The 19,114-nt window shown below is 40.9% G+C and carries 18 protein-coding genes; 8 read left to right on the top strand and 10 right to left on the bottom strand.

Translation table 11 applies throughout. The annotated features are described in order from the left end of the window. Positions 1 to 50: 50 nt before the first annotated feature. From QJ048_RS04055 to QJ048_RS04035, 5 genes are all read left to right on the top strand, one after another. Positions 51 to 1,370, top strand: coding sequence for a MutS-related protein (locus QJ048_RS04055; RefSeq protein ID WP_282333048.1), 1,320 nt, complete (start codon positions 51 to 53; stop codon positions 1,368 to 1,370). A 288-nt stretch (positions 1,371 to 1,658) separates the two neighbouring features. Next, complete coding sequence (locus QJ048_RS04050) at positions 1,659 to 2,354, top strand: ClpP family protease (protein WP_282333047.1); 696 nt, start codon at positions 1,659 to 1,661, stop codon at positions 2,352 to 2,354. A 151-nt stretch (positions 2,355 to 2,505) separates the two neighbouring features. Continuing rightward, complete coding sequence (locus QJ048_RS04045) at positions 2,506 to 3,138, top strand: ClpP family protease (RefSeq protein WP_282333046.1); 633 nt, start codon at positions 2,506 to 2,508, stop codon at positions 3,136 to 3,138. A gap of 197 nt (positions 3,139 to 3,335) precedes the next feature. Further along, entirely contained in the window at positions 3,336 to 4,577 is a 1,242-nt protein-coding gene (gene clpX / locus QJ048_RS04040; RefSeq protein WP_282333045.1) for an ATP-dependent Clp protease ATP-binding subunit ClpX, read from the top strand. Between the two features lie 152 nt (positions 4,578 to 4,729). Continuing rightward, positions 4,730 to 4,903 (top strand): hypothetical protein, encoded by a 174-nt coding sequence (locus QJ048_RS04035; protein ID WP_282333044.1) that lies wholly within the window; start codon positions 4,730 to 4,732, stop codon positions 4,901 to 4,903. 55 nt (positions 4,904 to 4,958) lie between these two features. On the opposite strand, the gene QJ048_RS04030 is transcribed toward QJ048_RS04035, so the two are convergent. The 7 genes from QJ048_RS04030 to porX all read right to left on the bottom strand — a co-directional run bounded on the left by QJ048_RS04030 (position 4,959) and on the right by porX (position 11,505). Next, positions 4,959 to 5,321, bottom strand: a complete 363-nt coding sequence (locus QJ048_RS04030) for a CCC motif membrane protein (protein WP_282333043.1) — start codon at positions 5,319 to 5,321, stop codon at positions 4,959 to 4,961. A 3-nt stretch (positions 5,322 to 5,324) separates the two neighbouring features. Next, the gene (locus QJ048_RS23420) at positions 5,325 to 5,600 is read right to left on the bottom strand and encodes a DUF2752 domain-containing protein (RefSeq protein WP_425607784.1); all 276 of its coding nucleotides are present in this window, start codon (positions 5,598 to 5,600) and stop codon (positions 5,325 to 5,327) included. A 233-nt stretch (positions 5,601 to 5,833) separates the two neighbouring features. Beyond that, positions 5,834 to 6,973 carry an acyl-CoA dehydrogenase family protein gene (locus QJ048_RS04025; RefSeq protein ID WP_282333042.1) on the bottom strand — a complete coding sequence of 380 codons (1,140 nt, stop codon included), beginning with the start codon at positions 6,971 to 6,973 and terminating at the stop codon, positions 5,834 to 5,836. Between the two features lie 167 nt (positions 6,974 to 7,140). Beyond that, positions 7,141 to 8,076 (bottom strand): ComEA family DNA-binding protein, encoded by a 936-nt coding sequence (locus QJ048_RS04020; RefSeq protein ID WP_282333041.1) that lies wholly within the window; start codon positions 8,074 to 8,076, stop codon positions 7,141 to 7,143. 275 nt (positions 8,077 to 8,351) lie between these two features. After that, complete coding sequence (locus tag QJ048_RS04015) at positions 8,352 to 9,143, bottom strand: MBL fold metallo-hydrolase (RefSeq protein WP_282333040.1); 792 nt, start codon at positions 9,141 to 9,143, stop codon at positions 8,352 to 8,354. A 277-nt stretch (positions 9,144 to 9,420) separates the two neighbouring features. Beyond that, a complete protein-coding gene (locus QJ048_RS04010; RefSeq protein WP_282333039.1) occupies positions 9,421 to 9,693 on the bottom strand; it encodes a hypothetical protein in 273 nt (90 codons plus the stop codon). Between the two features lie 252 nt (positions 9,694 to 9,945). Next, positions 9,946 to 11,505 (bottom strand): T9SS response regulator signal transducer PorX, encoded by a 1,560-nt coding sequence (gene porX, locus QJ048_RS04005; protein WP_282333038.1) that lies wholly within the window; start codon positions 11,503 to 11,505, stop codon positions 9,946 to 9,948. Positions 11,506 to 11,745: 240 nt separating this feature from the next. Here porX and QJ048_RS04000 point away from each other — a divergent pair, with 240 nt between their 5' ends. Together QJ048_RS04000 and lpxD are read left to right on the top strand one after the other, a co-directional pair. Then, positions 11,746 to 12,966, top strand: coding sequence for an HD domain-containing protein (locus QJ048_RS04000; RefSeq protein WP_282333037.1), 1,221 nt, complete (start codon positions 11,746 to 11,748; stop codon positions 12,964 to 12,966). Between the two features lie 75 nt (positions 12,967 to 13,041). Next, complete coding sequence (gene lpxD, locus QJ048_RS03995; RefSeq protein ID WP_282333036.1) at positions 13,042 to 14,088, top strand: UDP-3-O-(3-hydroxymyristoyl)glucosamine N-acyltransferase; 1,047 nt, start codon at positions 13,042 to 13,044, stop codon at positions 14,086 to 14,088. Positions 14,089 to 14,220: 132 nt separating this feature from the next. Here lpxD and QJ048_RS03990 read toward each other — a convergent pair whose 3' ends face one another. From QJ048_RS03990 to tsaE, 3 genes are all read right to left on the bottom strand, one after another. Further along, entirely contained in the window at positions 14,221 to 14,790 is a 570-nt protein-coding gene (locus tag QJ048_RS03990; protein ID WP_282333035.1) for a 2'-5' RNA ligase family protein, read from the bottom strand. 65 nt (positions 14,791 to 14,855) lie between these two features. After that, positions 14,856 to 16,070 carry an alanine dehydrogenase gene (locus tag QJ048_RS03985; RefSeq protein ID WP_217790181.1) on the bottom strand — a complete coding sequence of 405 codons (1,215 nt, stop codon included), beginning with the start codon at positions 16,068 to 16,070 and terminating at the stop codon, positions 14,856 to 14,858. Positions 16,071 to 16,171: 101 nt separating this feature from the next. Next, positions 16,172 to 16,579, bottom strand: coding sequence for a tRNA (adenosine(37)-N6)-threonylcarbamoyltransferase complex ATPase subunit type 1 TsaE (gene tsaE, locus QJ048_RS03980; RefSeq protein ID WP_282333034.1), 408 nt, complete (start codon positions 16,577 to 16,579; stop codon positions 16,172 to 16,174). A gap of 287 nt (positions 16,580 to 16,866) precedes the next feature. Here tsaE and QJ048_RS03975 point away from each other — a divergent pair, with 287 nt between their 5' ends. Continuing rightward, positions 16,867 to 18,999, top strand: coding sequence for a heavy metal translocating P-type ATPase (locus tag QJ048_RS03975; RefSeq protein ID WP_282333033.1), 2,133 nt, complete (start codon positions 16,867 to 16,869; stop codon positions 18,997 to 18,999). Positions 19,000 to 19,114 lie beyond the last annotated feature (115 nt).

Below are 19,114 nucleotides of genomic sequence, written 5' to 3'. Positions count from 1 at the left end.
ACTCAGTTATTCAGTCATTCAGTTATTCAATTATTCTTTAACTTGACTCTATGAACATTGACAAAGTTACCTTCAACGACTTATCCATTTTTTCTCATGAAGAGGAGTTTTCTCTTTTTCATAAATTCAATTTCACACAAACAACGGATGGTAAAGCGTGGCTAGCAAAATTTTTCTCGGAGCCTTTTACAGATATTGCCCGCATTAAGGAAACGCAGCAGATCATTAAAACAATTATAGAAAAGGAGTCGCAATGGCCCACTCAAATTACCAATGGAACCATCATGGTAATTGAGAAATTCTATGATTATGGCATGGACCCGTTGCCCGACCATGCGAATACGGTCAATGCTATTTCCTATAAACTTTTACATGCTCCTGATTACTCTCTGACACGATATTCTGTTACACACTTTGCTGATTTGATAAAAGGCTTCATGACGCTTGTTGAAGTTTTTGACAATAGCGATACGCCTAAAATGCTGCGCACTTTTATTACGCGGGCAAAGGACTTGATGAAGCCTGGCATCATTGGTAAGCTGGCGCAAATAGAAAAAGATGCAAAGCTTTCTCCGGTGCAAACCATTTATTACGGGCATTATCTGAGAAACAGTTATAAGTCGGCAGCAAACGAGCTGATCAATATTTTCGGGCGCATCGATGCGTGGTATTCCATGGCGATGGCGGTAAAGAAATTCAATCTTACTTTTCCAACTTTCATCGAAAGTCAGCAGGCATACCTTGATGCAAAAGATTTGTATCATCCGTTATTGCCAACATCTGTTTCATACAATGTAAAGCTTGATACGAGCAACAATTTTCTTTTTTTAACGGGTGCAAATATGGCTGGGAAAAGCACATTCATCAAGGCTGTTGGTTCCGCTGTTTACCTCGCTCACCTGGGAATGGGCGTGCCCGCGAATAATTTTCAACTCAGCCTGTTTGATGGCATTTTGAGCAACATCAATGTGAGCGATAACATCGTGAAAGGAGAAAGTTATTTCTTCAACGAAGTGCAGCGCATAAAGAGAACCATTGAGACCATCAACAACGGTAAAAAATGGCTTGTACTAATTGACGAACTTTTCAAAGGCACCAACGTACAGGACGCGATGAAGTGCTCCACAACCGTTATCAAGGGTTTGATAAGAATTCCCAATTCTCTTTTCATACTTTCCACACACTTATACGAAATCGGCGAAGAGTTGAAGGTGTTCCCCAACATCATTTTCCGCTATTTCGAAACCGCCGTTTCCCAAGACCAACTCGTTTTTAATTATCAGTTAAAAGAAGGCATCAGCAATGACAGGCTTGGGTACCTGATTTTAAAGAGAGAGAAAGTGATTGATTTGCTAGAATCGATCAGGTAGATCGAGAAGACGGAACGCAGATTTTCATGATCGTCATGATTTGTTACGATTTGAATAAAAGTTTTTGTACCGATAGCCAAATGCTTTGCCACGCAAACGGTAGATCCCAATCTCGAATCTTCAATCTCAAAATTCTAAATCATATCTGATCATCACAATCATGAAAATCTGCGTTCTTTCTCTATATCCTGACGCTCTGTCAGTTTTTTACAATTTTTAAAAATTGGAAGGAGATTTGGTAATAAATACATACTTTCAAACTAATTAATAATCAGAAAGGAAATACATATGAATTTTCAAAAGGAATTTGAGAAATATGCCGTTAAACATCGGGGTATTTCCAGCAATACGCTAAACGATTATAATAAATACCAGGTTAATAATCTTACTCCAAATATTATTGAGGAAAGGCCCATGAACATCGCGGTGATGGATGTGTACAGCCGTTTGATGATGGACCGCATTATTTTCCTTGGTTACCCGATCAATGACGAGGTGGCAAATATCATTACAGCGCAGTTATTGTTCATGGAAAGCACTGACCGCGGCCGTGATATTCAAATGTATATCAACAGCCCCGGTGGTAGCGTTTACTCGGGTATGGCGGTATATGATACAATGCAATTCATTACTCCGGACGTGTCGACTATCTGTATAGGTATGGCGGCGTCAATGGGTGCAGTATTAATGTGTGCTGGTACAAAAGGCAAACGTACTGCGCTTAAGCACAGCCGTATCATGATCCACCAGCCAAGCGGCGGTATCGGCGGACAAGCAAGCGATATAGAAATCACTGTAAACGAGATCAGAAAACTGAAAAAAGAGCTCTACGAAGTGATCTCTCAACACACTGGCAAACCGGTGAAACAAGTGGAAAAAGACAGCGATCGTGACTACTGGTTGACTTCATTTGAAGCAAAAGAATACGGGCTGGTAGACGAAGTGCTGCTTGTAAACCCACGTAAAGAAGCAAAAGAAAGCTAAAGAAGTTTTAAGTAGTAAGTAATAGGTTGTGAGTTGAGAACGCAGCTTTGAACTATGTCGAGAGCTTCTGGTTATAATTTTTGACCTCTTTCACAACTTATTACTTTTAACTTAAAACTTTTAACTTAAAACTTAAAACTCATAACTTAAGATGAACTATTCAAAATATATAGCGCCATTTAGAATGGACGATGAAGAGGAAGAAAAACCCGAAGAAGGCAGAAGAGATGAGCTGATGATGTTTAATAAAAAATTGGAAAAACTTTTCTTTGACAACAGAAGCGTTTATTTGTGGGGCGTGGTTGATGACAAATCCGCACGTGAAGTAACCACGAAAATATTGTTGCTCGATGCAGATAAGCCAGGCGAAGAAATAAAGTTTTACATCAATAGTCCGGGTGGTATGGTAACCAGTGGTATGGTTATTTATGACACTATGCGAATGATCAAAAGTCCCGTAAGTACCATTTGTATGGGATTGGCAGCCTCTATGGGTTCTATTCTGCTGAGCGGAGGTGCGAAGGGACGTAGATTTATTTACGAACACGGTGAAGTAATGATCCACCAGCCAAGCCTTGGAGGTTTTATGCAGGGCGTAAGTGCTGACCTGGAAATTCAGGCTAAGCAAACAAGAAAGGTGAAAGAGATCGGCGCGAAGATCCTCGCGGATAACTGCGGCAAGACCATGGCACAAATTATGAAGGATTTTGACCGCGATTACTGGATGGATGCTAAAGAATCTATCGAGTACGGAATTGTGGACGGATTACTGGATAAACTGTAATTTGTACCGGAATTAATAGATTGATAATTAATTGAGTATATAAAAACCGCTGCTTATTGCAGCGGTTTTTTGCCTATTATTGTCGTAAGTAGGGGGCGAATCACATTCGCCCTGTCAAAAGGGGCCGTGAATAAATCCTAAAAGTTGCTTATCCGCAACTATTGGGTAACTTTGTAAAATTGATATAAACTAAGTAAATGGCTAAAAACACTTTACATTGCTCTTTTTGCGGGCGCAGCAGGGATGAAGTTAAAATCCTTATTGCGGGACAGGAGGGACATATATGTGAGAACTGCGTGGAGCATGCCCGTGAGATTATTGAGCAGGAGCTGATGATCCGTACCGATGCTACCATTTCCTCATCATCTTTTAAACTAACGGTTAAAAAACCGGTTGAAATAAAGAGATATCTTGACGAATATGTGATCGGACAGGATGACGCTAAGAAAATACTTGCAGTGGCGGTATATAACCACTACAAGCGTTTACAGCAGAAGACCGGCACAGAAGGAGAAGTAGAGATTGAAAAAAGTAACATTGTAATGGTGGGTGAAACCGGAACTGGTAAAACCCTTTTGGCGAAAACAATTGCCAAATTGCTGAATGTTCCTTTTGCGATCGTTGATGCAACAGTGTTTACCGAAGCTGGTTATGTAGGGGAAGATGTGGAAAGTATTCTTACCCGCTTGCTGCAGGTTTGTAACTATGATGTTGCTGCCGCAGAAAGAGGAATCGTTTACATAGATGAGCTAGATAAAATTGCCCGGAAAGGTGATAATCCATCTATTACGCGTGATGTAAGCGGTGAAGGTGTACAGCAAGGGTTGCTAAAACTTCTGGAAGGAACCGATGTATTGGTGCCACCGCAAGGCGGGCGCAAGCATCCTGAACAAAAGCTGATTAAATTAAATACACACAATATATTGTTCATTTGCGGTGGGGCGTTTGACGGCGTTGATAAGATCATTTCCCGCAGGGTAAATACCAATGCGATTGGTTTCAACGTAAACAAGGAGCACCAGGAAGCTGCAAGAAAGAATTTGCTGCAATATGTGAATGCGCAGGATTTGAAGAGCTTTGGTTTAATACCAGAACTTTTAGGACGTCTACCTGTCGTAACTTATCTGAATCCACTGGACACTACTACACTACGCTCAATTCTTACAGAGCCTAAAAACTCACTTTCAAAACAATACAAAAAATTGTTTGAACTGGAAGGTATTGAGTTGGCGATCGACGATGATGTGTATGACTTCATGGTAGAAAAGGCGATGGAATATAAATTGGGTGCAAGAGGATTGCGTTCTATTTGTGAAAATATTTTAACTGACGCAATGTTCGAACTGCCGTCAAGCAAAGAAACCAAGTTCCATCTTACGCTTGAGTATGCGAAGAAGAAATTTGACAAGAGCAAGATGAGCCTGTTGAAAGTGGCTTAAGGATAAAATTTTAGATGTACGGTGTACGAAGTACGATGTACGAAATGTTTTTGGTGCTATTAGCGTAATGACTTTCGTACATCGTACATCTCGTACACCGTACACATTTGGCTCGGGCCCAAACTTAAAACTTATAACTCAAAACTTTTTATATGGACGAACTGATTAAACAGCTAATGGCTGAAGGATTGACAGAGCAACAGGCTTACAAAGCGATTGAAGTGATCAAAAATTTTGCAAAGAAAAAGTTCCCGTTATTCGGCGGAGCTCTTGATAAATTGTTCGACAAGTACGGTCCTAAAGACGAAGAAGATTTTATGCCGTAATAAAATCCTCTCAAGAAAAAGAAAAGCTGCAATCTTTGTTGCAGCTTTTTTCATATTAGTGCGTTTGCATTTGTTTAATAAAACCTTGTGGGTCCGCAAAAAAAGTGGCGCCAAAAATAATAAGCGCAATAATAATCAACAACACATAAATGGAAGATATCACCGTGCCGATAATGGCGCATACTCTTCCCGCCTTGATATTGCTGAGGGAGGACGGCGTATAGGCGCTTGGGTTAGTGCTGTACAGTCGAATATCTTTTCTTGCGAGTATCAGTGCGATTACACCCATCACCAAACCTGATCCATAACAAAAACACCCAATGATTGATAAAATCCCCAAAACCAGCACTGCTGTTGCGTTTGGGAGCGACGTTTGGAAGTTTAGATAATTTTGGCTCGTGTCTTGTTGGTTCTCCATTGTTTAAAAAAATTTAAGTGTTACCAGTTTATAAGTATAAAATGAAAAAATAATTACTGCCGAAAAAATATACATGGACTTAAGTGCCACCGCGCCATACTTAAAATTACATTTCAGGTGTAATAAAAGAAGAATAATAGTCAGAAATAAGGGAACGGTAGCAGGATATAGATAGAAACTTTCTATGGCATCTCCCTTTAACATTGCTATGACGCTTCTTTGCAGGCCGCATCCCGGACAATCTATATGTAAGAATTTTTTTGAAGGACAAGTTAGCATATGGCTTTGCAGCCAGGTGAAAAAAGTGTTATAAATAGAAGTGTTCAACGAGTCCGCGCATTGTTGTGTCGGCAATTTAAAAAACAATTAGGAATTAGTGATGCACCGGATGCAAGAGATAAGAAAGTAGTTCACACAGCTACAATTCTTAATTCCTAATTGATAATTCTTAATTAAAAAAAATGCCCTTTTAGAAAAAAGGGCACGAATTATAGTAAGCAATCGTAGAAAACCTATTTTAAAGCCTCGCGGGCTATTACAATCTTTTGAATTTCGGATGTTCCTTCGCCGATGGTACACAACTTGGAATCACGGTAATATTTTTCGGCAGGAAAATCTTTTGTGTAACCATAGCCTCCAAATATTTGTACAGCTTCTGTAGCAGCTTTTACGGCAACTTCGCTTGCGTAATACTTTGCCATCGCGGCTTTTTGTGTTACCGGCAAATGTTTTGTTTTAAGGTCGCACGCCTGCTGTGTCAGCAGTTCTGCCGCTGTTATTTCAGTAGCAAGGTCTGCCAGTTTGAAACTAATCCCCTGAAAGTGTGAAATGGGTTTATTGAATTGATGGCGTTCTTTAGAATATTGCAACGCACACTCATAGGCTCCTTTGGCGATGCCCAGGCTAAGTGCAGCGATAGAAATGCGTCCGCCATCCAAAATCTTCATTGCCTGATGAAATCCGTTGCCCTCGCTTCCCAAAACATTTTGATCTGGGATGAAGCAGTTATCGAAGATCATTTCCGCGGTTTCACTCGCACGCATCCCCAATTTGTTTTCCTTTTTCCCACCCGAAAAACCAGGGGTCCCTCTTTCAACAATAAAAGAAGTGGCATTATTATGTTGGCGCGGTTCGCCGGTTCTGGCAATTACAACGGCAACGTCTCCGCTCTTGCCGTGGGTAATCCAGGATTTTGTGCCGTTGAGCAACCAACCGCCTTCTTGTTTTACAGCGACCGTTTGCATGTTTCCCGCATCACTTCCTGTATTCGGTTCCGTAAGCCCCCAGGCCCCGAGCCACTGTCCGGATGCTAGTAGTGGAAGGTATTTTTTCTTCTGCGTTTCATTGGCAAAGGCGAGAATATGACCTGTGCACAAAGAGTTGTGTGCTGCAAGGCTTAGGCCGATACCGCCACAGACTTTTGCGATCTCCTCGATCACAGCAACGTATTCTGCATACGACAGCCCTGAGCCACCGTATTCCTCAGGGACCAAAATGCCCATGAAGCCCAGTTTACCCATTTCTTTAAATACCTCTGCAGGAAAATGTTGATTTTCGTCCCACTCGGAAACGTGGGGTTTAATATATCGAAGTGCAAAATCTCTGGCCGTCTGCGCTACTTGTTTTGTGAGATCCTGTGTATCAAAATTCATAAGCAAGCAATCGTGGTTTTTAAAAATAACAAGCAATCGTTAATGGCAAGCAACCAGAGACTAAAGCAATTGCTAGAGGTCGAAGTCTAGCAATAAATAGTAAGCAAATCGTTAAAGGCATTGCAATATAGAAACAATTTCAATAAAAACTAACATCCGTTAGTACTTTATTTTATTGACAGATAAGGTGAAATTTTTTTGTAATCATTTTCAGATATTAAGGCAATTTTAAGAATGTCTTCAATAGATTGAAATTCATTATGTTGGGATCGATATTGGACGATGGCACTGGCAATTTTCCAGCCTATGTAAGGATGTTGTTTTAATTCATTTACTGTGGCAACATTAATATTTATTTGTTTCATGCTGGCTTTTCCAGCAGTCAGATAGCTGTTTATTTTTTGAAAGGTTGAGTCAGGCAAGCCATATGTTTCTGCAACCTGGCTAGCGGTATAAAATCCACCCAGTTTATCCCTGAAGTTGATGATTCGCTGAGCGAGTTTGCTGCCAATTCCCGGTAATGATTTCAGAAGATTTGTGTCCGCTGTGTTAATATCAATTATGGAGATTTTCTTTTCAAATTTTGTCGCAACGTGATCGTCGTGGCTGTCATTTTTGCCCTCATCCGTGCCGGCTATTCTTACATAGGGAATTAAACGCTGAGCATCGGCTTCTTTGAGGCTGTATATTTTCAACAAATCTTCAGGCTTTCTAAACTTTCCTCCTTTTGACAGATAGTTGAGAATGATGTGTGAAGTTTTTTCGGTTACCCCAAGCCGTTGCCAATCTAACTGCGTCGCAGTATTTGGGTCAAAGTAAAACAGTTCGCCCTGTGTGGAGATTTTTTCAGTGTTGAAATCATGGTAATCTCGTTTCTCGTAGTGGCTACCGTAATTAGAATGTGCTTCTTTTTTCGTTTCCAGTTTAGCTACCTGCTCTTTGAAATCCATTGCGGCTGCTGCATCTGGCGGGGCAGGATTGGAAAAGAAGGTGGGTAATAAAAAGACTACAACAATAGTAACCAACAGAACAACTATTCCAACCCTCTCTTTTTTAGTGAAAGAAAAATAATCTTTCCACCATTTTTTATTTGTAAACGGCATACAGAAATTGAATGTTTGAGAATATTAGTCTGTATTGGCCTGTAGGTTGGAGCTGCAATGATAGTATATTTTCGAATATTGATGAATGTTATAGTCTGAAATTGCTAAATGCTAAAATGCCCAGTGCCTAATGCTCAACGCAAAGACTCTCAAACGTCATTGCGCATGCGGAGATTGCTTCGGCCGCTTTCCTTCTGCTCGCCTTTCTGTAGATAGTTCATTATTCTTTCTCCGCAGGCCTCGTAATGACGATGCGGTCTTGACTCAATAATTAGTTATTCAGTTATAGCCTCCATTTGCAGCTTCAGTCCATCATACGCCAAATGTATGCCTGGCGGTAATTCCGCAGTAATTTCTTCATGCTTTCCCAGCTGATGACTAATGTGTGTAAAGTAGGCCTGAGGAATGTGCAGCTCGTGAGTGAGGTCTATCGCTTCCTGCAACGTATAATGTGAAATATGCTTCTCTTTTCTTAAGGCGTTCACCACCAAAATTTGACTTCCCCTGATTTTTTCTTTTTCACTATCCTCGATTCTGTTGGCATCGGTGATGTAGGTGAAATTTCCAAAACGGAAACCCAGCACCGGCATTTTCAAATGCCATACTGTGATTGGAGTAACAGGAATATCTCCTACCATAAACGGAGCACCATCAATCGTATTGAGTTTTATTTCGGGAATGCCGGGGTACTTGAAGTCGGAAAAAGCATATGGAAACTCGCGAATGATTGTTTCCTGTGTCATTTCGTTCGCGTACACCTGCATTGCTTTTTGGGAAAAGTAATTATAGGCGCGGATGTCATCCAGACCCGCAACGTGATCCTTATGCGGATGTGTAAACACTACTGCATCCAGGTGCATTACGTGCTCACGCAACATTTGATAACGAAAATCAGGAGTGGTATCCACCACCAATGTTGTTTTTGCCGAGCGGACCAGCACGCTGCTGCGTAATCTTTTATCTTTTTTGTCGGTAGATGTACAAACGGCACAACTGCAGGCGATCATTGGAACGCCGCTACTGGTGCCTGTTCCAAGAAATGTTATTGTAAGAGGGGGACATGTCACAAGCGAATTTAATAAACAATCACCAAAGGCGGATGAAATGCTAATTTGAGGATTTGAAAATTTTTTCTTTGCGTAACCGTAAAAAATATTGTGCACTTCTTGAATATTCAAAATGAATCTGAGGAGCCAATCATAAAAACAAAAGGTGGATCGTAGTGATCCACCTTTTGTTAATAGTTATCTTTTCAAATTTAAATAATTCATCCGGATTGTATAACCTTGTTTGTAAGTAAGCACAGAAAGCATTTTCAAATTTTCAAATCCTCAAATTTCCACATTACTCTGCATCTCTTTTCATCGTCATCGCTTCCTCATATGTTTTACGTGATTCGTTGCTTAATGTATCGGGAGTAATATTAAGTTGAGGAATAATATCTGCTAAGGTGTTGATTCTGCCCTCTACTGTAAGGAATTTATTGAGAACGACTACTTTTTTAGCTTCCAAAATACAATAACCGCTTTGAAAAGAGCCTCTTTCATAACGAATGATATAATCATTTTCCAATAAAATTCTTTCTACTTTTTCTAACGTGTTTTGCGTGTATTTCATGCTCGTCTGTTTTCTGAATACTCAATTTCATCCACCGCAAATCTAAGCCTATTAAGCTTTTTGGACATATTAGTTAGCCCCAAATTATCCACAAGGCGCGAAGCACCCAAAATTAGGGAGAACGCAGATTTTCATGATTATTATGATCTGAAAAAACCGAGTCTGTGTTACTAACTGGACTAAAAAATCTTGAAAAATCATGAGAATCAGCGTTCCAGTAATTTTCAAATTTCAAATTCCCATATTTTCAAATTAAACTTTCCCGGTCATTTTGATTACCGGAATAATCATTTCCTCGAGGCTTACGCCGCCGTGTTGGAAACTGTTGCGGTAATAGTTTGCGAAATAGTTATAATTGTTGGGATAACACAGGTAACCGTCTGCTTTTGCGAAAATGAAAGAAGAATTTACCGTTGGTGTGGGAAGACCTGCCTCACGGGGATCGCGGAAAGCAATTACTTCTTTAGGTTCGTAGTTGAGATTGCGACCATGTTTGTAGCGAAGGTTAGTCGTTGTTTGTTTATCTCCGATAACCTTGTGCGGACTGTTTACACGCACGCTTCCGTGATCAGTAGCAAGGATGATATTTACTTTTTTATCAGCGATTCGCTTCAGCGCCTGATGTAATGGCGAATGCTCAAACCAGCTGGCAGTAATACTTCTGTAGCTCATCTCATCATTTGCCAGTTCTTTCAGTACTTCCATTTCTGTACGTGCATGGCTAAGCATGTCTACGAAATTGTACACAATCACATTGAGGTCGTTATCCAGCAAATTGTGAATATTATTCACCAGATCTTGTCCGGCATTATGATTGAGCACTTTTGTATAAGAAGTCCGCAGGTTGTCTTTTTTCAGACGTTTCAACTGATCTTTAAAAAACTCTTCTTCATACAAATTCTTTCCGCCTTCTTCGTCATCATTTTTCCATTGAACAGGGAATTTCTTCTCAATGTCAATAGGCAGCATGCCTGCGAAAATTGCATTGCGTGCGTATTGTGTGGCTGTAGGCAGGATGGCGTAAAACGATTCTTCCTGCTGTATGCGAAAGCTTTCGGCAAATATTGGCTGGATGGCTTTCCACTGATCAAAACGTAAGTTATCGATCAACACAAAAAAAGTGGGAATGCCTTTCTCCAAATGCGGCAATACTTTGTACTGTAGCAAAGTGTGCGACATTATTGGAAGATCGGTGCTTTTAGGATTTACCCATGAAGCGTAATTTTTTGCAATAAATTTTCCAAACTCTGTATTCGCTTCTTCTTTCTGCGTTTGAAAAACTTCACGCATTTCAGGACTGTCGCTCTTTTCCATTTCAAGTTCCCAGTACACAAGCTTTTTATAAATTTCCATCCACTCGTTATAATCGGGGTTGCTGCTTAGCGCCATGAACAAATTCCTGAATTCCTGCTGATAGGCTGACGTGGTTTTTTCCGCTACTAATCTTTTATTGTCCAGAAGTTTTTTGAGGCTAAGCAAAACCTGGTTTGGGTTTACCGGTTTAATAAGGTAATCGCTGATTTGGCTGCCGATAGCATCGTCCATCACATTCTCTGTTTCATTTTTGGTGATCATGATTACAGGAATTTGCTGGCGTATTTCTTTGATCTTGGCAAGCGTTTCAAGGCCGGAAATGCCAGGCATGGATTCATCTAGCAACACAACATCTACCATATGTTCTTTCACGTAATCTATCGCGTCAAATCCATTTGATAAAGTGTGTACTTCATATCCCTTGTTTTCCAAAAACATTTTCTGTGATTGTAAGCTTTCCATTTCATCATCCACCCAAAGAATTTTAGCTACCGCCATTTTATAGTAATTAATAATTTAATAAAGAATAATTAATAGGGCGATGGCCCTGACAAAGCAATGTTACAAGTCTTTTAAAAAGAAGCAAATAGCAACATCCTATAACGAATGTAGTCTTATTAATTATTCTTTATTAATTATTAATTATCCTTAAAGGTTATAGTTCAAAAATAAATTTTCCCTTCACTAAATTGTACTTTTGAGCTTTCGCAAAAATTAATTTAACAAAGCTGAAACAGCATGGCAAATGTGACCCGAAAAATAATCAACGATCCCGTTTACGGCTTTATAACAATAGATCATCCGCTTTTACTACAAATCATTGCCCATCCCTACTACCAGCGTTTGCGCCGCATTCACCAGATGGCGTTTGCTTCGCTCGTGTACCCTGGTGCAGTGCATACGCGTTTGCATCACTCACTCGGGGCGTATCACCTGATGTGTTGCGCGTTGGGTGAGCTAAAAAATAAAGGCATCGCAATAACAACTGAAGAAGAACTTGGCGCAAAGATTGCGATTCTGCTACACGATATCGGGCACGGTCCGTTTTCACATGCGCTGGAAAAAACGCTTATAGAAAAAGTACATCATGAAAAAATATCGTTGCTGATCATGCAGCACTTCAATGAGATATTTGAAGGACAGCTGAAGCTTGCGATTGATATTTTCACGAACAAGTACAATAAACCGTTTTTGCATCAGTTGGTTTCCGGGCAACTGGACGTTGACAGAATGGATTACCTAACGAGGGACAGTTTTTTTACCGGCGTTTCTGAAGGTGTAATTGGCTACGATCGTATTTTAAAAATGCTAACCGTTCATAATGATGAATTGATGGTGGAAGAAAAAGCGATCTATTCGATTGAAAAATTCCTTGTTGCAAGAAGACTTATGTATTGGCAGGTGTATCTGCACAAAACCGTTCTAAGCGCAGAAATGATGTTGGTTAAAGTAATTGCCCGCGCAAAAGAGCTGGTAAAAAATGGTGTTCAGGTAGACTGCTCAACGCCAATGCTTGATTTTTTCCTGCACAATCCATCAGCTGGCAATAATCTTGCAGACCATCTGGATAAGTTCTGCTTGCTCGATGACACCGACCTGGTCAGCACGTTTAAAAAATGGATGTTCCATCAAGATAAGGTACTGTCTTTTTTGAGTACATCTTTAATTAACAGAAAGCTCTATAAGCTGAAATTATCGCCCAACCCGATTGATCCCAATCTTGAAAAAACAATAAAGGAAAAAATTTGTAATACATTAAATATCGCTGAAAACGAAGCAGAATACTATGTTTTCAGTGGGGAAGCTATCAACACAACGTATGACCCTACCGAAGAAAGTATCAATATTCTATTCAAGGACGGATCTGTGAAAGATATTTCACAAGTGGATAACGCACTAATTCACCGGAATTTGTCAAGCCCTGTGAAAAAACACTACATTTGCTTTCTTAATGTTTAAAAAAAGCCAAAGAGTATAAGGAAAAGTTTACTTAAAGGTTTAAACATTAACTCTTAACAAATATTAAAATTGAGTATGCAATTTTCTGCTGCCCAAATTGCGCTTCTTATCAATGGAAAAGTTGACGGTAACCCTGAAGCTGCCGTTGGTTCATTTGGAAAAATTGAAGAAGCTACAAAAGGCCAATTATCCTTCTTAGCCAATCCCAAATACGAAGACTTTTTGTATAAAACTGAAGCTTCCATCATTATAGTAAATGAAGCTCAGGAGTTGAAGGAACCCATAAATGCGACACTTATTCGCGTTCCCGATGCTTATTCCGCTTTTGCCACATTGTTATCCAAATACCAGGAAATAATGACGCAACAGCTTACAGGAATTCAACAACCTTCTTATATTTCGACCACTGCGAAACTGGGTGAAAACATTTTCATCGGCGCATTTGTGTACTTGGGTGAAAATGTAGTGATCGGCAATAACGTAAAAATATTCCCCGGCACGTTCCTTGGTAATAATGTGAAAATTGGTGACAATACGATCTTGCACGCAGGAGTAAAAATCTACTTTGATTGTGTGCTTGGCAAAAATGTTACTGTTCATGCCGGTACTGTAATAGGAAGTGACGGATTTGGTTTTGCGCCGCAGGCTGACGGCAGCTTTAAAAAAGTGCCACAAATTGGTAATGTAGTGGTTGAAGACAACGTGGAAATAGGCGCCAATGCTACTATTGACCGCGCTACCATAGGCTCTACGCTCATTAAATCCGGTGCGAAACTGGATAACCTTATCCAGGTTGCACACAACGTAGAAGTTGGCAACAATACTGTGATGGCTGCACAAAGCGGCGTGAGCGGTAGTACCAAACTTGGTAAGAACGTGATGATCGGCGGACAAGCCGGCATTGTTGGTCATATCTCTATTGCTGATGGCAGTAAAATCAATGCGCAGAGTGGTGTAAGTAAAAGTATCAAAACGCCAAACACTGCCGTTACCGGCAGTCCGGCATTTGATTACACAAGTGCGTTGCGCAGCCAGGCGCTTAGCCGCAATCTTCCTGATCTTGAAAAGAGATTATCTGAACTGGAGCAATTGGTGAAACAATTGTTAACAGAGAGGGTTTAAATAATATTTCGGTGTATCTGTGGGGGCGAATGCAATTCGCCCCTTTTTCATTTTTGGGGCACAACACAAATGTGCGCTGCTCCGAATATTTTGTTGCACATTCATGGCATCACAGGGCTAGTGCGATTCGCCTTACAATTTTTTATTTTTACTTAACCCGTACGTCTCCGCAATATTCCACTTCACGCCGTCATGCTGCAACAAATGAAAATCAATTACAGTAAACGTTCTCTTGTATTCCTTGTCATGATATACTTTCCATGCTTCCTGGAAGCGTGAAAATTCCAGATCACGATAAGCAACGGTCATGTGTGGTGTAAACTTGTGTTCGATATCCATGATCGTTATTTCCGGATAATGATTGTGAAAACTTCGAATGATCTCTTTTTGAACGGCCGCCAATTGTACATTCATAACCGGATGCACAAATATCACAGGATTGTTTTTGTTGTGAAACGCCCCAAAATTGTTAAGGTCTATTGTAAATGGTCCTGTGTTAACATACAATTCGCTAAACCATTTAAACAGTCCCGCGTGATGCGCTGCCGGCATTTTGAATGGCGCTTTTAAAGTAATGTGGGGAATAACTTTCAGCGCTCTGTGACTATCGTAGTCACTGGCAATTTCCATTTTGAAAGATGTTATTTCATCGCAAATATCTTGTGGAGGAATGATGGCGATGAAGTAGAGATCTCTGCTCATGTTAGCAACGTTACCCTTTTGTTATTTTTCAAAAGGGTAACAGCTAGTAAGGAAAATTGTTTGATTTAACGCTGGCTCGCAATCAACAGATTCAGATCAGTATATTTCAGGTCAAATCTTTCGCTCAAGTGGAAATTGGTAAGAGCGCCCTTGAACAGATAAATGCCGCTGCGCAAATTTACCTTGTGCCAGATCAGGTTTTCAAATCCTCCTGCATCTCCTGCCTCAATTAACAACGGCATCAACACGTTGCTGATCGCTTGCGAAGCGGTGCGTGAAAAGCCTGAAGGAATATTGGGAACGCCATAATGAATAACGCCATATTTCATAAATATCGGGTTCTCATGGCTGGTGATTTCTGAAGTTTCAAAACAGCCGCCACGGTCTGTACTCACGTCAATGATCACACTGCCGGGACGCATGTTGCTCACCATTTCTTCGGAAACAACGATTGGCGTTCTTCCCCCGTTTGAGCCAAGCGCACCCACCGCAACCTCGCAGGTTTTTAATTGTTTCGCCAAAATTTTTGGCTCAAGAACCGAGGTCCAGAGACGCTGGCCGATATTATTCTGCAGTCTTTTTAATCTGTAAACGCTATTGTCAAAAACTTTCACTGATGCGCCCAATGCGAGGGCCGCTCTTGCAGCATATTCTCCTACAACACCAGCACCAATGATGATGACTTTTGTTGGCGGTACACCCGAAATGCCTCCGAGCAATACACCTTTCCCATGATTGGCAGAACCAAGATATTGCCCTGCAATCAACATTACGGCATTGCCCGCTATTTCGCTCATGCTGCGAACGATAGGTAATGTGCCGCTGTCATCCTTCAGGTGTTCAAATGCCAATGCGGTAATGCGTTTTTCCATCATTTTTTCCAGCCACTCAGATTTCATTACGCTCAGGTGCATTGGAGAAATGATGACCTGGCCGGCTTGCAGGTAGGGGAGATCTTCCTCCACCACCGGCGCAGATTTCACTACTATAGGTGCTTTGTAAATATCTTCTTTGTTATAAACGATCTTCCCGCCTGCCTCACTGTATTCTTTATCGCGAAAATGAGATGCATCTCCCGCGTTATGCTCTATGTACACGTGGTGGCCATTGCTTACCAAAACACTTACGGCTTCGGGAGTTAGTGCCACGCGGTTTTCCTGGAAGGCTGTTTCCTTGGGGATACCAATGCTGATTGACTCGCCTTTGGGCTTAACATCCAATGTTTCTTCTAGTGTTTCGTAGCTGAAAGAAGTGCTTATAAGTGGTCTTTGTTGCGCCATGAGGCAAGAATCATTTATTTTTCAAAAAAACGGGAAGTCAAACATAAAGTTTCTTCCTGAATGCAGGGTATTTATTTATCCCGACTCCAAAAATAACTAATCTATTTTATTGAAATATTACGTGTTGAGCCGTTAACGACTTCCAGGTAAACATTTACATTGTCGTCCGGAAATAATTCCACAGCTCTTTCCGGCCATTCTACCAGGCAAATGTTTCCGCTGTAAAGGGCATCTTCCACTCCTGCCTGTATAGCTTCCTCAGTGTCTTTCAGCCGGTAAAGGTCCATGTGGTATATTTTCCCACTGTCGTATCCATACTCGTTAATAATAGAATAGGTAGGACTGCTAATGGTGTTTTTTACTTTTTTGGCCTTTGCCAGTGCCATTATAAAAGTTGTTTTTCCTGCACCCATGTTGCCATGAAAGGAAAAGACTTTTTTCCCCTCATTTTCCTGCCAGAATTTTTCTGCGACTGCAGGTAGTTCATCCAATGTAAATGTCAGCTGCATGGTACAAAGATAGGCAGTGAGCACGCAGATGAAGCTGATTGGCAGAAATTACTGAATTACTGAATAACTGAGTGTTGCGAGTTAAAGACGCTGATGAACATAAACATTCAGTTATTCAGTTACTCGGTTATTCAGTTTTGAAAATCAATGTAAATCAGTTTAATCTGCGTCATCTGCGTGCCATATTTCGCCCCTTTTGCAACATCGTTTCTATAAGAGTTGCTTCTCGTCATGATAGTTTCTTTAAAGCCGTTGTAAATTGCAGACGTGACAAAAAAGGACGAATTATGGAAACAAAAAACTGGAAAGTAGAAGGGATGGATTGCGCAAATTGTGCGCTCACGATATCAAAATATCTGGAAAAACAGGGCGCGAAAAATGTTAAGGTGAGTCCTATCGATGGAGATGTTGCATTTGAAATTGTTGAGGGCTCCGATGCTTCACATTTGCAAACGGGCATTGAAGACCTCGGATATAAGGTGGTTCACCACCATGAAGGCCATGCACACGACCACGATCATAGCGGTGAAGGCATGAATAAGCAGTTGAGATATGTGCTCATCTGTTTGCCATTTACATTGGTGCTTGTGCTACATATGATCGACAAATGGGTGCATATACATTGGTTAATGAATGGATGGGTGCAGTTGGCGTTGTGTTTACCGGTGTACATAACAGGTATGAGTTTCTTTGGAAAAAGTGCATTTAAAAGCCTGAGAAGTGGTTACCCGAATATGAATGTTTTGGTGGCACTGGGTTCAACAGCGGCTTTTGTTTATAGCCTTATCGGTGTGCTGGCAGGATGGGGACATGAATATCTTTTCTTTGAAACGACAGCAACAATTATAACACTTGTATTTTTTGGTAACTACCTCGAAGATGCATCTGTGCAAACCACGCAACGTGCGTTGAATAAGCTGGCGAAATCGCAAAAGGTAATGGCAAATATGATCGCCTTCGACGGCGACCATAAAGAAGTCATCCTTCCGGTAGAAAATACTCAGCTTAAAAATGGCGATCTTGTTTTAATAAAATCCGGAGAACAGGTTCCTGCAGATTGTAAGATACTGTGGGGCGATGCAAGTGTGGACGAGGCTATCATTACAGGAGAAAGCCTGCCACTGGAAAAACATGCGAAAGACAAACTTGTTGGGGGCAGTGTTATCGCGGATGGTACTGTAAAAGCTATTGTGACTGCGGAGGCTAAGGATTCGGTTCTGTCAAACATTATAAACCTTGTTAAAAAAGCACAAGGGGATAAACCCCCGGCTCAGTTGCTGGCAGATAAGATCAGCGCCATTTTTGTACCGTTGGTTTTGGGAATTGCTGTACTGACTTTCGTCCTCAATTATATTTTTCTAAAAGATTTCACACCTGCACTTATGCGCAGCATCGCTGTGCTGGTGATAGCGTGTCCATGTGCCATGGGGCTGGCAACACCTGCCGCAATAGCTGTGGGTTTGGGACGGGCAGCCAAAAATGGTGTGTTGTTTAGAAATGCAAAAAGCCTTGAAGCGTTCAAGAATATTACGCAAGTTGTGTTTGATAAAACTGGCACTCTTACAACGGGGAAATTTGCGATCAGCAAATTACACATCGAGGATGCATCCATGAATGAGGATGAGTTTAAAAGATTGGTGTATTCACTGGAAAAATTCTCGAATCATCCTATAGCCGACAGCATCACAACGTCCTGGAAACGTACTGATATAATGCGTTGGAAAAAAGTAGAAGAGATAAAAGGAAAAGGCATGCATGCTTTTGATAATGAAGGAAACGAATATTGGGCAGGTTCATATAAGGTGGCAGAAACACTTACTAAAGACAGCGATCACAACGTATATATCGTAAAGAATGATGCGCTTGTCGGCTGGCTCGATGTGCAGGACGAGATAAGACCAGAAGCAACAAAAGTGATCAGCTATCTGCATTCAAAAAAGATTAAATCTATTCTGCTTAGCGGCGATAGGCGATACAAGTGCGAGCAAATAGCCGCTCAGCTTCATATAGACATTGTCATAGCTGAACAAACGCCAGAGCAGAAACTTCAAAAGATTGAAGAGTTGAACAATCAAGCGCCAACTGCGATGGTGGGTGATGGTATAAATGATGCTCCTGCTCTTGCAAAAGCAACCGTTGGCATCTCTTTAAGTGAAGCTTCGCAAGTAGCTGTGCAAACAGCAGATGTGGTATTAATGGGTGATGGTTTAAAGAATCTTCCGCTTGCTTTAGGATTGGGCAAGCACACATTCCTAACCATTAAACAAAATTTGTTCTGGGCATTTATCTATAATATTATCGCGATCCCAGTAGCTGCATTTGGTTTGCTCACGCCAACATTCGGTGCATTAGTAATGGGATTAAGTGATGTGGTGCTTGCAGTGAATTCTGTGAGGTTGTTTGTAAAAAACGTCGAGTAGTTTATCTTTCAAAAACAGGAATGCAGCATTTAGCTTTTTTGATACTGAATGCTGCATTCCTGTTTTCAAGGTATCGTGCAACACCGCTTTAACCTATATTTACTAAATGTCGCCT

This window comes from Pinibacter soli (assembly GCF_029961145.1).
Classification (GTDB): Bacteria; Bacteroidota; Bacteroidia; order Chitinophagales; family Chitinophagaceae; genus Pinibacter; species Pinibacter soli.
This window is presented reverse-complemented; position numbering and strand designations above follow the sequence as displayed.

Excerpts from the sequence above, each read along its gene's own strand:
- QJ048_RS04055 (WP_282333048.1), top strand. The coding sequence starts at position 51 with ATGAACATTGACAAAGTTACCTTCAACGACTTATCCATTTTTTCTCAT.
- QJ048_RS04050 (WP_282333047.1), top strand. The coding sequence starts at position 1,659 with ATGAATTTTCAAAAGGAATTTGAGAAATATGCCGTTAAACATCGGGGT.
- QJ048_RS04045 (WP_282333046.1), top strand. The coding sequence starts at position 2,506 with ATGAACTATTCAAAATATATAGCGCCATTTAGAATGGACGATGAAGAG.
- clpX (WP_282333045.1), top strand. The coding sequence starts at position 3,336 with ATGGCTAAAAACACTTTACATTGCTCTTTTTGCGGGCGCAGCAGGGAT.
- QJ048_RS04035 (WP_282333044.1), top strand. The coding sequence starts at position 4,730 with ATGGACGAACTGATTAAACAGCTAATGGCTGAAGGATTGACAGAGCAA.
- QJ048_RS04030 (WP_282333043.1), bottom strand. The coding sequence starts at position 5,321 with ATGGAGAACCAACAAGACACGAGCCAAAATTATCTAAACTTCCAAACG.
- QJ048_RS23420 (WP_425607784.1), bottom strand. The coding sequence starts at position 5,600 with ATGCTAACTTGTCCTTCAAAAAAATTCTTACATATAGATTGTCCGGGA.
- QJ048_RS04025 (WP_282333042.1), bottom strand. The coding sequence starts at position 6,973 with ATGAATTTTGATACACAGGATCTCACAAAACAAGTAGCGCAGACGGCC.
- QJ048_RS04020 (WP_282333041.1), bottom strand. The coding sequence starts at position 8,076 with ATGCCGTTTACAAATAAAAAATGGTGGAAAGATTATTTTTCTTTCACT.
- QJ048_RS04010 (WP_282333039.1), bottom strand. The coding sequence starts at position 9,693 with ATGAAATACACGCAAAACACGTTAGAAAAAGTAGAAAGAATTTTATTG.
- porX (WP_282333038.1), bottom strand. The coding sequence starts at position 11,505 with ATGGCGGTAGCTAAAATTCTTTGGGTGGATGATGAAATGGAAAGCTTA.
- QJ048_RS04000 (WP_282333037.1), top strand. The coding sequence starts at position 11,746 with ATGGCAAATGTGACCCGAAAAATAATCAACGATCCCGTTTACGGCTTT.
- lpxD (WP_282333036.1), top strand. The coding sequence starts at position 13,042 with ATGCAATTTTCTGCTGCCCAAATTGCGCTTCTTATCAATGGAAAAGTT.
- QJ048_RS03990 (WP_282333035.1), bottom strand. The coding sequence starts at position 14,790 with ATGAGCAGAGATCTCTACTTCATCGCCATCATTCCTCCACAAGATATT.
- QJ048_RS03985 (WP_217790181.1), bottom strand. The coding sequence starts at position 16,070 with ATGGCGCAACAAAGACCACTTATAAGCACTTCTTTCAGCTACGAAACA.
- tsaE (WP_282333034.1), bottom strand. The coding sequence starts at position 16,579 with ATGCAGCTGACATTTACATTGGATGAACTACCTGCAGTCGCAGAAAAA.
- QJ048_RS03975 (WP_282333033.1), top strand. The coding sequence starts at position 16,867 with ATGGAAACAAAAAACTGGAAAGTAGAAGGGATGGATTGCGCAAATTGT.